A 13,846-nucleotide genomic window follows, 5' to 3' on the forward strand; every position below is an offset into this window, starting at 1 on the left:
ATGACGAGTATAGCTTCTGATACAGACTCACTGAGCGCACAAAAAATCCGTGTGGTTGTAGTGGATGACTCGCCTTCGATGCGCTTATTGCTGGAAAAAATGATTAATGCCGAAAGCGATATGGTGGTGGTGGGGCGCGCAGAGGACCCATTTGCTGCCCGCGAAATTATTCGTGAGTTACAGCCGGATGTGGTGACCTTAGACATTGAAATGCCTGGCATGGATGGTCTGGATTTTCTCGAACGCCTGATGCGTCTGAATCCCATTCCGGTGCTGATGATTTCCAGCCGCACCGAGCAAGGTAGTGATTTTACCTTGCAGGCGCTGGAGCTGGGCGCGGTAGATGTGGTGTGTAAGCAAGGGTTGGGAGGAAAAGACGGCTTATCCGCGATGGCTAAAGAGGTCACGGATAAAATTCGACTTGCTGACCACAATGCTTCCCAGTCCCGGCGCAGAAACCCCATGCAAGTGATTGACTCTGCCCTTGTTAGTCCAACGAATGCGGGCTTTAACGCGGCTAAAATTATTCTGGTGGGCGCATCAACTGGTGGCACAGAAGCCCTGAAGCAGTTTATTGAGGTTCTTCCCCCAAATTCGCCGCCCGTCTTGATTGCACAGCACATGCCCGAAGGCTTTACGGCACGCTTTGCCAAGCGCTTAGACGATTGTTGCAAGGTAAGAGTAAAAGAAGCCGTGGATAAAGACATTGTGCAAGCAGGTTGGGTGTATATCGCGCCCGGTCACTCACACCTTGAAATTCATCGTCGCAGCGATGGTCGTTTTGAAACGCGTTTATCTAGCGCGCCAGAGGTGAATCGTCACCGCCCTTCAGTCGATGTGCTCTTTGATGCAGCGGCTAAAACCGTAGGCGCCAAAGCCATTGCCGTGTTGTTGACGGGTATGGGAAAAGATGGCGCCGCTGGCTTGCTGCGTTTGTGCGAGCAGGGCGCTTATACGCTGACTCAAAGTGCTGAAAGTTGCGTGGTCTACGGTATGCCCCGAGCGGCAGTGGAGATGGGTGCATCGCAAGCCTCCGGCGCGCCTGCCGAATTGGCGAGCAAGGTGCTTGCCGCAGCCCGTCAGGCCTAAACCTAAAACTCCGCCAGTATTTTGACGATCGTCAACGAGTCGACGCTTTAAAGTGGCTATGTTTTTATAAGCCATTGAATTATAAACTTAAATTAGTTGGCACATGAGTTGCTTTGTTAACAATATGGCGGGTCAATATTGTTAGGAAATCAACTCATGAATAAGAAAGTCATCATCCTTAGCCTCGTGGGTGTGCTGGTTTTAGCCGGCACTGTGGGTGGCACCTTACTTCTTGCTAAAAACTTTTTGATGCCTCACGCAGTCAGTGCTGCGGTCACAAGCCCTGCCGCTGAGCCTAAGCCAGTGGTAAAGGACGCTCAGTACAAAACCATTGATCCCGCTTTTGTCGTCAACATTCAAGACGGCGCACGCTATCGCTTTTTGCAGGTGGAAGTAGACGTGATGACGCGCGATACCACCGCGATCGCACGTCTCGAAAAAGTCATGCCCCGCGTGAAGAGTGAGCTGACCATGCTCTTTGGTTCCTTGCTTCGTGAAAACGTACAAACCATCGAGGGGCAAAAAGCTTTGCAAGCGCAAGCGCTGGAGCTGATTAACAACGTCTTAAAAGAAGAGACAGGGAGTGACGGAATAGCCGCCGTTTATTTCACCAAATTTGTTGTGCAATAAACGGAGCAGGTCATGAACGAGATTCTAGAACCGGCTGAAATTGATGCGCTAATGAATGAAATGCGTGGACCGGAAACGGCTCAGCCTCAGGCTGCCGATGGCCGTGATCGCTATGACTTTGCCACACAGGACTATGCCGTTCAGCGCCTCATTCCTGCGCTTTCGTTAGTGCAAACGCAATTTGCCGAGGCGTTAAAGCAGCGCTTGCGCCAGCTATCCCCCGATATCCAAGGTGTTAGAGCCGAGCGTATTGCGGTCATGAAATTTGGTGAGCTGCAACGCATGCTCACGCCGCCCTGCGATATCAGTGTGATCCTCGCATCTCCCTTGGGAGCTCCCATTTATTTGGTGTTTGAGGCCGACTTGGTCTTTGCCCTTGTCGATCAATTTTTCGGTGGTCGAGGCGGGGTAGGAATTAAGCGTCTGCAAAGTGAGTTTTCGCCTTCTGAGGCGCGCTTTATGCAACAGCTGGGGCGAACCTTGCTGCCGGATTTAGGGCAGGCCTGGCATAGCGTGGTGGATATTTCTCCGACGCTGTTAGAGCGCCACAGTGACCTGCGCTTTGTCGATCACCTCAAGCAAAGCGACAACCTGCTGGCCGCGCGATTCGCGATCACCATGCCCGGCCATGACTGTGGCGTATGGATGCTGGTGCCTTGGGCAGCCATTGATCCTGTTCGGGAGCATCTGGGCGGGCAGGGTCGTGCCAGCCGCCAAGAACATGATGAGCAGTGGCGTCAGCGCTTGCTGGCCGGAATCGAGGCCACCAGCTTGAGTTTGGTGGCACGGTTGAATGAAAGCACGATGTCGCTCTCCAAGGTCTCACGATTGGCCGTTGGCGATGTGTTGCCCATTGATTCCCCGCAAGGTGTGACGTTGCTCATTGAGGATCTCGCGCTGATGGCCGGTACGTTCGGTACGCATCAAGGGCAGTTAGCCGTGAAAGTTCATCATCAAATTCACCCCATGTCACGAAGTGCCTAATCATGAGTCACGACCACGAGGATAACGCCATGTTTGAAGATTCTGTTGCTGGCGTCACCAGCGAAGCGGCTGAGTTAAAGGAATTAAAGGATGGCGGTGGCCAGGCGGAGCGGCCTCTGGCGAACGTCAATCTCGACATGATTATGGATGTCAGCGTGACGGTTTCAATTGAAGTGGGTCGCGCACGCATGAGTATTAATGACCTGCTGAAGCTCAGTCAGGGCGCCATCATTGAGCTGGATCGCATGGCCGGTGAACCGCTGGATGTGCTTGTAAATGGCACCTTGGTGGCTCGGGGTGAGATTGTGGTGGTGAAAGAAAAGTTTGGCATCATGCTGACCGAAGTCGTCAGCCCTGAAGAACGCTTACGGCGTTTGCGCTGAGGGCCTGGACATGAACAAGCTCCTATTGACTCCTCTGCTGCTTCTGTCGCTACCAGCGCAGGCATCCGCTAGTGCCAGTCAGGTCACGCCGCTGTCGTTGGGCGGTGTGTTTTCGGTGATTTTTGGCTTGATCGTGGTGCTGGCCTTACTGCTCGGTACCGCCTGGATCGTGCGTCGCTTGCAGCGCTTACAAACCACCTCTCCCGGCATTTTGCAGCCAATTGCACAGCAGCAATTTGGCTTGAAAGAACGCGTGATGCTGCTGCGTATCGATCAAGAAAATATCCTCATTGCCTGCACCGGCAATGGCATTCGCACCTTGCATACCTGGCAAGGGCCGCTACCTGCGGGAATTAATGCCCAGACCGTAGCGCTTGAAACGGCGCCTTTCGTGGACTATTTGAAGCGGCTCATGGCGGAGCGTCGGTCATGACGCAAGGACTAATAAGCCCTCGAATGGGGGCGCGGAGGCCGCGCCTAGGCAAGGGACTGTTACTGCTCCTGTGTCTGCTCATGCCCGTATCGGTTTGGGCTGAAACCAAGGGCTTGCCAATGATGTCCGTTGGCCCAGGGGCTAAGGGCGGCCAAGAGTACAGCGTGTCAATTCAGCTGCTCGCCATCATGACCATGCTGACGCTGTTGCCCGCTATTTTGTTGGGTATGACCGCGTTTCCTCGCATCATCATTGTCTTGGCACTGCTACGCACGGCGCTTGGTACCGGCCAAACTCCGTCGAACCAAATTCTGCTGAGTGCCGCCTTATTTTTAACCCTGTTCATCATGTATCCGATTATGGAGAAAGTGCATGAGCAGGCTGTTGTGCCCTACATGGAAGAGACGCTCGCCTTTGAGCCTGCACTCGCCAAAGCAGCCGAGCCCATGCGTGCCTTTATGCTGGCGCAAACTCGGGAAGATGACATTGCCTTGTTTGCAGGCATTGCCAAATTAGACAACTTTCAAACGCCCGCCGATGTGCCATTTCCGGTGCTGGCTGCTGCCTTCTTAACCAGTGAACTCAAAACAGCCTTTCAGATTGGCTTTCTGCTGTTTATTCCCTTTGTCGTGATTGATTTGGTGGTCGCCAGCGTACTTATGGCCATGGGCATGATGATGCTCTCGCCCATGATCGTCTCGCTGCCGTTCAAAATCATGCTGTTCGTTCTGGTGGATGGTTGGGCCTTGCTCATGGGCTCGCTCGCCGCCAGTTTCCAAAGCTGAGGTTTGCTATGACACCCGATATGGTGATTGAAATTGGTCGGCAGGCCCTCGTGGTGACCGCGCTGTTATCGGCGCCGCTCCTGATCTCGGCACTGGCGGTGGGTTTGCTGGTGGGTATGTTCCAAGCGGCCACGCAAATTCAAGACATGACGCTCAGCTTTATCCCCAAGCTCATTGTATTGGTCATCGCCCTAGGCCTTACAGGTCATTGGATGCTGGGCTTACTCATTGATTACACGCGGAATTTATTTCTCATGATTCCAGGCATTGCCGCCTAGTGTGAGGCTGAATGTGATCATTACCGATGCTCATATAGCGACATGGATTAGCGCGGGTTGGCTGCCATTCGTGCGCATCAGTGCAGCGATGATGGCCGCGCCGCTGTTTAGCCATCGGGCCATGCCTCGGCAAATTCGACTGGGGGTGGCGTTGATGGTGGCGGTTTTACTCATGCCTTGGCAGCCGACCATCGCAGACTTTAATCCCCTGAGTTTGCAAGGTCTGCTACTCACCGCCAATGAGTTACTGCTGGGTATTTGTTTGGGCTTTATGGTGCAGCTGGTGTTCGAGGCGGTGATGTTTGCCGGTCAATTTATTGCCACTGGCATGGGTTTAGGTTTTGCCAGCGTTATTGATCAGCAACAAGGCATTTCAGTGGCCGTGGTTGGGCAGTTCTACATGCTCATCACCATGCTGCTGTTTCTTGCCATGAATGGTCACTTAGCGTTTATTCAATTGATTGCCGACAGCTTTGCCGTGTGGCCAGTGGGTGCGGCCGTCGTACAGCCCGAGACATTTTCAGTCGCCTTTAATGCCATCGGCGGCATGTTGCGTAACGCACTGGGCATTGCCTTGCCGGCGGTTGTCGCACTCTTGGTCGTGCAAATTGCCATGGGCGTGATGAGTCGTGCGGCACCGACCTTGAATCTCTTTGCGGTCGGCTTCCCGGTCACGCTCATGTTGGGCTTGATAGTGTTGGAGCGCACCTTGCCGGCGTTATTGCCCCAGGTTGAGCGCTTGTTAAGTATTGCCTTCAGCAACATGGGTGCCATTTTGGAGACCGCTCATGTCATCCGGTGACGACGGTCAGGAACGCACCCAAGATCCTACGGCTAAGCGTCTGCAAGACGCCAAGGACAAAGGCCAAGTTGCTCGCTCACGCGAGCTCTCGACCATGATGGTGATGATTTCCTGCGCCGCTGCCTTTCTCATTTTGGGCGACAGTCTGGGGCAGGGCTTTATGAGCCTCTTTCGCTACTGCCTTTCGCCACAATTTCTTAGTGGTCGCAGCAGTGATGAGTTGCCCGGGGCCTTCATGGAAGTCTTGGTCGATGGCCTGTGGCTAACCTGGCCCATTATGGCGGTGTGCATCGTGGCGGCTATTTTGGCTTCGGTGATGTTGGGCGGGATGGTGTTTTCACTTTCTTTTAAGCTTGAAAAGCTCAATCCCATTACGGGTATTGGGCGGCTTTTTTCCATGCAAAGCGTGGTTGAGCTGATCAAGTCCGTGGCCAAAGTGGTCTTCATTGGCGGCGTGGCTTGGATTTTATTGAATCAACTCACCGACGACATTCTTGGGCTGTCACTGCAAACAGCCGACATGGCCGTTGCCAGTAGCGCGCGCTTGATGCTGTGGTTCCTGTTGATGGTGAGTTTGCCCTTAATCCTCATCGCGCTGATGGACGTGCCGTGGCAGCTGTGGAGCCATCACAAGCAGTTGCGCATGACTCGCCAAGAAGTCGTTGATGAACACAAAGAAAGCGAAGGGCGACCCGAAGTAAAACAAAAAATTCGCGAGTTGCAGCAGGCAGTTGCGCGGCAACGCATGATGACCAAGGTACCTACGGCCGACGTCATTATTACCAACCCGACGCATTATGCCGTGGCCTTGCGCTATGACTTGCGCCAAGGCCAGGCACCCATCTTGGTGGCTAAGGGCATTGATGAAGTGGCTGCCCGCATTCGCGCCTTGGGTGAGCAGTCTCAGGTGCCGTTAGTGGCATCTCCACTGTTAGCACGCGCGGTCTATGCCAGTTGCGACTTAGACCATGAAATTCCGGCAGGGCTCTACCTCGCTGTGGCGCAAATTCTGACCTACGTCTATCAACTCAAGCAGTGGCAGGAGCAGGGCGGCGATATGCCTGATGCGCCCGTGCCCGAGGTTGATGAGCAATATCTCAAAGGCCATGCCATGGCCCCAACACCGACTGAGGAAACCCCAAGATGAGCACGCTCAATAACGCGTCGGTGCGAAACACACTCACGGATTTTGCCGGAAATGGCCTGGGGATTTTGCTACTGCTCATGGCGTTGTTGGGCATGTTGGTATTGCCCATTCCTCCCTTCTTATTGGATCTGTTTTTTACCTTCAACATCACCTTGTCGCTGGTCATTGTCTTTGCCGTGATCTATGTGAAACGACCCATGGATTTCAGTGCCTTCCCCAGTGTCTTGCTCTTAGCCACCTTGCTACGGCTAGCTTTGAATGTGGCCTCGACGCGTGTGGTATTGCTTGAAGGTCATCAAGGCCCGGGCGCTGCGGGTAAGGTGATTGAGTCATTTGGTCACTTCATTATTGGCGGTAACTTTGCGGTTGGCATCGTGGTGTTTGCCATTCTCGTCATCATCAATTTTATGGTGGTTACCAAGGGCGCAGGGCGAGTGTCTGAAGTCACTGCGCGTTTCACGCTGGATGCCATGCCGGGCAAGCAAATGGCCATTGATGCGGACTTAAATGCGGGCGTGCTGACGCAAGAAGAAGCGCGCACTCGACGCGAAGAAGTGCGCATCGAAGCGGATTTTTATGGCGCGATGGATGGTGCCAGTAAGTTTGTTAAAGGCGATGCCATTGCCGGCATTCTCATTCTGTTTATCAACCTCATCGGCGGCATGATGATTGGCATGATGCAGCATGATTTATCGGCCGCTAAAGCCGCTGAGTACTATGTTTTGCTCAGTATTGGCGATGGCTTGGTGGCGCAAATTCCTGCGCTGCTCTTATCCATTGCCGTAGCCATTATTGTGACCCGCATTTCCCGCTCGGGCTCCATGAGCGATCAGGTCATGGGGCAGATGTTTGATAACCCCCGTGTGCTGTATTTATCGGGCGTGGTGCTGTTTCTCATTGGCATTATCCCCAACATGCCACATTTGGTGTTTCTGTTGTTGGCCGGTCTCTGCTTTGGCGGAGGTTGGCTGATTCAGCAACGGGCACTATCGCCCGAGTTTATTGCGGCGGGGGAGTCTGCATTACCGGAAGCCAGCACGAGTTCAAAAGCCGCCACCGACATTCAGTGGGAGGATGTGACTCAGAATGATGTGATGGGTCTGGAGGTTGGCTACCGGCTGATTCCGTTAGTTGATCGAAACCAAGGTGGCGAGCTCATCGCCCGAATTACCGGGGTGCGCAAGAAGCTCTCGCGAGACTTAGGCTTCTTGGTGCAGTCCGTTCATATCCGCGACAACTTAGACATGTCGCCCACGGGTTACCGCCTATTAGTGCTGGGTGATGTGGTGGCTCAGGGTGAAATTCAGCCCGGCCTAGACATGGCCATTAATCCGGGGCAGGTGCATGGCAATTTACGCGGCATGCCAACGCGTGACCCGGCCTTTGGTATGGAGGCCTTGTGGATTGAGCCCGCGCTACGAGATCAAGCGCAAACCCTGGGCTATACCGTCGTCGATGCGGGAACGGTCATTGCCACGCATTTGAGTCAGGTCATTCGCCAGCACGCACATGAATTGCTCGGCCATGAAGAGGTTCAGCAATTGCTGGATCGCCTGGCCGAAACAGACCCAAAACTGGTCGACAACTTAGTACCCAAGCAATTGCCCTTGAGTGTGGTCGTGCGTGTGCTGCAGAACCTGCTGCGTGAAGGCGTGTCCATTCGCAGCCTACGGCTCATCGCCGAATCTTTGGCGGAGCAAGCCCCCCGTAGCAAAAATCCTGACGAGTTGCTGGAGGGTGTTCGTGTTGCATTGGGCCGAATGATTGTTCAGGAAATCAATGGCTTAAATGAAGAATTCCCCGTTGTTGTTTTAGATCCAGAGTTGGAACAGATCTTGCTCAATAGCATTAGAGGGGCAGCAGGTGCTGTGGGTTTAGAGCCGGGTTTAGCCGAACGATTACAACAGGGTCTGGCGGAGTTTACGCAACGCCAGGAGCTAGCCGGTGAGGTCGCCGTGCTACTGGTGTCACCCAATATTCGGTCTTGGCTGGCGCGATTTATCCGCCGCAGCATCCCCGCGCTAAATGTGCTGTCTTACAACGAAGTGCCTGATAACAAGCAGGTACGCCTGGTATCCAGCATCGGCCCACAAGGTCGCGCTAGCCAGAATTGATGGGGGTTTGCGCTGAGGCGCAGAGGAGCAAGCAGTAATGAAAATCAAAAAATTTCGTGCCATCGATAGTCAGCAAGCCATGCGTCAGATCCGCGCGGAAGTGGGGCCGGATGCCAGTATTTTGACGTGCTACCAAGTGCCGGAAGGCATCGAATTTGTGGTGGCGTTGGATGCACCTTCATTACTCGATTTATCGGCGCCCTCGGCTTCTAGTGCCAATGTCAGCTCAGCGATACAACGTCAGAAAATTGACAAGGTAAATCCCGCCGTAGAGGCCGACATGGCGAGCTTGAGAGAAGAGCTAGGTTCCATGCGCCACCTGTTGGAAAAGCACTTAAAACGGATCACGGTGCGCGAAGCCTCAGGCCAGCCAGAGAGCGTGGAGAGCAAATCGTCGACTGGGCAAATTCAGGCTCAGGGTTTCTCGGGTCTGCTTGAACAGCGATTACACGCTTTGCTACCCGAGCGTGCGCAAGTGGACGACTGGATGTTGGCATTAGAAACCAGCTTATCCGATCTCGACATTGCAACACTGCCGCAGACAGGTGCGATCGCTTTGGTGGGAACGCCAGGTGCGGGTAAGTCGCAGCTGATGGCGACGCTGGCTTTGCAAGCCATTGCTCACGGACAGGGGCGACACCTTCATCTCATCAGCATGGACAACCAGCGCTTTGGTGCTCGTGAACAACTTCAGGCATTGGGACGCGCCCTGGGCACATCGGTGAGCTTTGCGGTGGATGCACTGGCCTTGCGTGAACAGCTTGCCGAGTTGCCGGGAGATACCCAGGTCTTGATCGATACCGCTGGCGTGGATCACCACGATCACACCGGATTAGAAAGTTTAGCGGCTGCCTTAGCGTTTGCAGGTGTTGAAAACCGAGTGTTGGTGTTGGCTGCAGATCGTCAACGCAAAATTCAAGAACAAACCCTGAGCGCCTTTGCCCGCGTGGATGTGACCGGTCTGGTGGTGACATGGGCCGATAGCCTGTGTCTGCCAGGAGAGCTGGCCTCCTGGTTGTTGAGCTCACCGCTGCCTTGGTTAGGGGCGAGCATCAACCGGGATGCCACCCAAGCTTGGATGCCTGCAGACAAGTCCCTCCTGATGACGCACACCCTGACCGATTTAGAGTTTCCAGCCCCTGTCGCTGTCACCCGTGTGCCGGACTCTTCCACAACCGAGAGCGTTTCGCGCTGGCGTTGGAACACACGCAGTGTGCCGGCATGAACTCAGTCACTAAAGGAACGACGGCAATGAATCCAGTCCAAGTAATTGCAGTGACCAGTGGTAAGGGCGGGGTAGGGAAGACCAATGTTTCGGTGAATTTGTCCTGTCAGTTAGCCAAGCAAGGTAAGCGCGTGCTTCTGATGGATGCCGACTTGGGGCTAGCTAACGTCGATATTTTAATGGGCTTGCGGCCGGCTAAAAACTTGTCGCATGTTCTGGCGGGTACGTGTGAGTTGCGCGAGACCCTGATGGTAGGCGCTTTCGGTGTAACGCTTATTCCTGCTGCATCGGGCATGCGAGGCATGGCTGACCTCAGCCCCTCCCAACATGCCCGTTTGGTGCAGGCGTTTAGTACGCTGGAAGACGACTACGATGTTTTGGTGGTGGATACCGCCGCCGGAATTTCGGATAGCGTGGTGACCTTCAGCCGAGCCAGCCAACATGTGTTGGTGGTCATTACCGAAGAGCCAACATCGCTGGCAGATGCCTACGGCCTAATCAAAGTCTTAGCCCGCGATGCCGGGGTTAAAAAGTTCCGAATCGTCTGCAATATGGTGAGCAGCGATGCCCAAGCGCGAAAGGTGTTTGAACGCCTGTGTGCCGTCACCGAACGCTTTCTGGATGTCCAGCTCACCTTAGAAGGTGCGATTCCTCGCGACGAATTTCTCCTGAAAGCCGTATCGCGCCAAAAACCCGTGAGTGAATTATTCCCTGCCACCGAATGCGTGCAGGCCTTTAGTCGATTGGCAACGTCTGCCACTGGCTGGCGTTCAACCTCCAGCTTGCGGGGTCACATCGAATTTTTCTTTGAACGAATGTTGCCGGCGCCTGAGGTGAGCATTGCATGCTAAACGCTCACGCAACGTATCAGCAGTACCAGCGCGGCAGTCGCGATGAGCTGGTATTGCAACATGCAGCTCTGGTTAAGCGAACGGCTTTGCATCTGAAGGGACGTTTGCCCCCCAGTCAGGATTTAGATGATCTGATTCAGGCCGGCATGATTGGTTTATTGGAGGCAGCGAGTCACTTTTCTGCCGATAAAGGCGCGAGCTTTGAAACCTATGCCGCCATTCGAATTCGCGGCGCCATGATGGATCAGCTTCGTCGTGGCGGCTGGGCACCGCGCTCGGTCGCGAAATCCGTGCGCGACATCAGTAGTGCCAGACAAAAGGTTGAGCAGCGTGTGGGACGTTCAGCCACCGCAGCAGAGGTGGCACGCGAGTTAGCCATTGATTTACAGACCTATCACGACTGGTTGAACGACGGCGAATCACTGTATTTGTCCAGCTTGGATCAGTTGCTGGAAGTTCACGCAGAGTCTGGCTTGATGGCCGATCAGGATCTCTCGAGTCCGCTACATGAACTAATGCATGAAGGGTTTGAAAGCTCGTTGGCAGACGAAATTTCGCGCTTACCGGAGCGCGAAAAAATGGTCATGGCGCTGTATTACGAGCAGAGCCTGAACATGAAGGAAATTGGCTTGGTTTTAGGCGTGAGTGAGTCTCGGGTTTGCCAGCTACACTGCCAGGCCGTGAGCCGTTTGCGAAAAACGCTGAATGAATGGGCGAGCGAAGCCACATGAGTCAAGACTGGAGGCATTTACCATGGATTTGATGACAGTCATTGGCGTCATTCTGGCCTTTGTGGCCCTGATTCTTGGCAGTATTTTGAAGGGCGCGGGCGTTAAGGGGCTTTTAGGCGGCGCTGCCTTCGTTATTGTGATTGTTGGGACTGCCGCAGCGGTCATGGCACAAACGCCGAAGTCCGTCATTATGCGGGCCATTAAAATGGGTAAGTGGCTATTTAAGCCGCCAGAAATTAATCCTGATGAGGCCATTGCCAATATTGTGGAATGGAGCCGAGTGGCCAGAAAAGACGGGCTGATGGGGCTGGAAGCAAAAATCGATGAAATTGCGGATCCCTTTACCCGAAAAGGCCTTCAGCTTTTAGTGGATGGGGGAGAGCCGGAAAACATTCGTCACATTCTGGAAATTGAGGTTGAGGCCTCAGAAGAGTTTGATACAGCCGGTGCCAAAGTGTACGAAGCCATGGGCATTTATGCACCCACGCTGGGAATTGTGGGCGCGGTATTGGGCCTCATGGCGGTGATGGCGAACCTGGCTGACCCCAGTAAGTTAGGGGCCGGTATTGCCGCAGCATTTACCGCCACGATCTATGGCATTGCCTCGGCCAATTTGTTCTTCCTGCCCTTTGGCAACAAATTGAAGTACCACGTTAAAGAGCAGGCAAAAATGCGCACCATGATGATTGAGGGGCTGGTGCTGATTGCGCAGGGCGATAACCCCCGCAATATTGAAACGCGCTTACAAGGCTATTTTGTGGGACATGCCAAACCTGAGGCGAAAGCCAAGGCGAAGGAATAACCATGTCACGCAAACATAAGCATGAGGATCACGTAAACCATGAAGCCTGGGCGATTCCCTACGGCGATTTGGTGACCTTGCTCCTCGCCTTATTTGTGGTGATGTATGCCATTTCTTCGGTCAATGAGGGTAAGTTTCGGGCCGCGTCTGCCTCCCTTTCGGAGGCCTTTAAGGGTGTGCCTAGAACGGCTGTGCCCGTTCAAATTGGCACGATTCCCGTGCTATCTAAAGGACGAGAGTTGGACGTAAACCTAGTCGAAAGCGAGCGCATCGAAGAGGGCGGCGCCATGACTGAAAATCCGAATGACAACTTGTCATCCAAGGAGATGGCGGAGCAGCTCAATGCAGCGATGGCGGATTTGATAAAAGCTAAAGTCATTGTTGTTAGGCAAAATCCCTATTCCATCGAAGTGGAAATTCAAACTGATTTGCTTTTCACCAGCGGTGAGGCCAAGTTGTCGATGAAAGCACAACACATTCTGCAACGCTTGGCAGATGTGCTAAAAGGATTTCCTAACCCGATTCGTGTCGAAGGCCATACCGATAATGTGCCGATTAACAGCAGCGCTTTCCCATCGAACTGGGAGCTTTCAGCTGCACGTGCAGCGACTGTCGTGCACTTGTTAATGAAGTCTGGTGTGGCACCGAATCGCATGTCAGTCATCGGCATGAGCGAGTATCGACCGTTGGCGGACAATATCGACGAGGCAGGGCGCAATCGCAATCGCCGTGTGCAATTGATCATTCCTACGCCGGCTTCGGGCCTAAAACCAGCGGCAGGCTCTCCCGCTGCGCCGCCTGTTGAGGATGTAAAAAATGAAAACAAGTCCTCCTGAAATTACGTTAATTGAGTCTCTGCAACTCAGTGCGAGTTCATTCGCCGAAAACGTTAGCGAATCGCTAGTCGGTTTAAATCACTGGCTAGAGCAGCAATTGGGCGCTGAGCTGACAACTGCTTTAGCGGTAGGGCTTGGATGTGTTTCATTGTTCCTAGCCATCGTGCCGTTATGGTCTGCTTGGCGACGACCAGCACGAGAGCCAATGCTTAAAGAACAGGCCGACACCGAAGTGGTGCAAATGCATCCCGAGCGTTTGCAGCAACTCTACGGTGTGCCGCTGGCGCCCACGATGTCGACGCTTAAGCCAGAGGCTCCTGTGGTTAATGACCCCCAGCCTATGGATAAACCTGAGATGTCGCCCAGTGCCTCGGATATGGTGCTAGGTCTAATTGCAGACTTGAGTGAAGCCTTAGCGAAACAGCAGACAGAGACAGCGGCCTTACGTCAGCAAGTCAGTCAGCAGCAGCAGGTTGTTGAACTCTTAACGAGTCAAATGAAAGCCCAAGCATCGGCGTTTTTATTGCAGGGCGAACGGCTCTTGCAACTGGAGAATGGCGCGAGTAATGAAGCGGCTTCAGAGCCACAACCGGTAGATGATTCACAGCGCTTATCCACCTTTGACCAAGCGATTAGTTTGGCCTCATCGGGTGCCAATGCGGAACAGTTGATGGCTGAGTGCGGCTTGTCACAGTCTGAGGCTCGTTTAGTGGTGCTGGTACACGGCAAGCCCGTCTAGCACTTAAGTTAGCGTCT

At 53.8% G+C, this 13,846-nt stretch carries 15 protein-coding genes and 1 pseudogene; all 16 read left to right on the forward strand.

The genetic code is table 11. From position 1 onward, the window contains the following. The 16 genes and pseudogenes from A8710_RS06735 (at position 1) to A8710_RS06810 (ending at position 13,829) form a co-directional block, all read left to right on the forward strand. A complete protein-coding gene (locus A8710_RS06735) occupies positions 1 to 1,089 on the forward strand; it encodes a protein-glutamate methylesterase/protein-glutamine glutaminase (protein WP_068858957.1) in 1,089 nt (362 codons plus the stop codon). 156 nt (positions 1,090 to 1,245) lie between these two features. Continuing rightward, the gene (locus A8710_RS06740) at positions 1,246 to 1,719 is read left to right on the forward strand and encodes a flagellar basal body-associated FliL family protein (protein ID WP_068858961.1); all 474 of its coding nucleotides are present in this window, start codon (positions 1,246 to 1,248) and stop codon (positions 1,717 to 1,719) included. 12 nt (positions 1,720 to 1,731) lie between these two features. Then, entirely contained in the window at positions 1,732 to 2,703 is a 972-nt protein-coding gene (locus A8710_RS06745; protein WP_068858964.1) for a flagellar motor switch protein FliM, read from the forward strand. 122 nt (positions 2,704 to 2,825) lie between these two features. Further along, positions 2,826 to 3,086 (forward strand): annotated as a pseudogene (gene fliN, locus A8710_RS06750) (flagellar motor switch protein FliN); the annotation flags it as partial. Positions 3,087 to 3,096: 10 nt separating this feature from the next. Further along, a complete protein-coding gene (locus tag A8710_RS06755; RefSeq protein ID WP_068858971.1) occupies positions 3,097 to 3,519 on the forward strand; it encodes a FliO/MopB family protein in 423 nt (140 codons plus the stop codon). Positions 3,520 to 3,542: 23 nt separating this feature from the next. Next, a complete protein-coding gene (gene fliP, locus A8710_RS06760; protein ID WP_068858973.1) occupies positions 3,543 to 4,304 on the forward strand; it encodes a flagellar type III secretion system pore protein FliP in 762 nt (253 codons plus the stop codon). Positions 4,305 to 4,312: 8 nt separating this feature from the next. After that, a complete protein-coding gene (gene fliQ, locus A8710_RS06765; RefSeq protein WP_068858975.1) occupies positions 4,313 to 4,582 on the forward strand; it encodes a flagellar biosynthesis protein FliQ in 270 nt (89 codons plus the stop codon). A 13-nt stretch (positions 4,583 to 4,595) separates the two neighbouring features. Further along, positions 4,596 to 5,384: a flagellar biosynthetic protein FliR gene (fliR, locus tag A8710_RS06770; protein WP_082968706.1), complete on the forward strand. Its 789-nt coding sequence runs from the start codon at positions 4,596 to 4,598 to the stop codon at positions 5,382 to 5,384. Next, on the forward strand, positions 5,371 to 6,531 hold the full coding sequence (gene flhB / locus A8710_RS06775; protein ID WP_068858977.1) for a flagellar biosynthesis protein FlhB: 1,161 nt from the start codon (positions 5,371 to 5,373) through the stop codon (positions 6,529 to 6,531). Before fliR ends, flhB begins: the two co-directional genes overlap by 14 nt. Then, positions 6,528 to 8,645 (forward strand): flagellar biosynthesis protein FlhA, encoded by a 2,118-nt coding sequence (gene flhA, locus A8710_RS06780; RefSeq protein ID WP_068858980.1) that lies wholly within the window; start codon positions 6,528 to 6,530, stop codon positions 8,643 to 8,645. The genes flhB and flhA overlap by 4 nt, the downstream gene beginning before the upstream one ends. A gap of 37 nt (positions 8,646 to 8,682) precedes the next feature. Continuing rightward, a complete protein-coding gene (locus A8710_RS06785) occupies positions 8,683 to 9,870 on the forward strand; it encodes a flagellar biosynthesis protein FlhF (protein ID WP_068858983.1) in 1,188 nt (395 codons plus the stop codon). A gap of 26 nt (positions 9,871 to 9,896) precedes the next feature. Beyond that, positions 9,897 to 10,721 carry a MinD/ParA family protein gene (locus tag A8710_RS06790; protein WP_068858986.1) on the forward strand — a complete coding sequence of 275 codons (825 nt, stop codon included), beginning with the start codon at positions 9,897 to 9,899 and terminating at the stop codon, positions 10,719 to 10,721. Further along, positions 10,715 to 11,452: an RNA polymerase sigma factor FliA gene (locus tag A8710_RS06795; protein ID WP_068858989.1), complete on the forward strand. Its 738-nt coding sequence runs from the start codon at positions 10,715 to 10,717 to the stop codon at positions 11,450 to 11,452. Before A8710_RS06790 ends, A8710_RS06795 begins: the two co-directional genes overlap by 7 nt. Before the next feature lie 22 nt (positions 11,453 to 11,474). Continuing rightward, entirely contained in the window at positions 11,475 to 12,254 is a 780-nt protein-coding gene (locus A8710_RS06800) for a flagellar motor protein (protein WP_068858991.1), read from the forward strand. A gap of 2 nt (positions 12,255 to 12,256) precedes the next feature. Next, the gene (motD, locus tag A8710_RS06805; protein ID WP_068858993.1) at positions 12,257 to 13,090 is read left to right on the forward strand and encodes a flagellar motor protein MotD; all 834 of its coding nucleotides are present in this window, start codon (positions 12,257 to 12,259) and stop codon (positions 13,088 to 13,090) included. Next, a complete protein-coding gene (locus A8710_RS06810; RefSeq protein ID WP_082968707.1) occupies positions 13,071 to 13,829 on the forward strand; it encodes a DUF2802 domain-containing protein in 759 nt (252 codons plus the stop codon). Before motD ends, A8710_RS06810 begins: the two co-directional genes overlap by 20 nt. Positions 13,830 to 13,846 lie beyond the last annotated feature (17 nt).

Source organism: Perlucidibaca aquatica (assembly GCF_001676655.1).
GTDB classification, from domain to species: domain Bacteria; phylum Pseudomonadota; class Gammaproteobacteria; order Pseudomonadales; family Moraxellaceae; genus Perlucidibaca; species Perlucidibaca aquatica.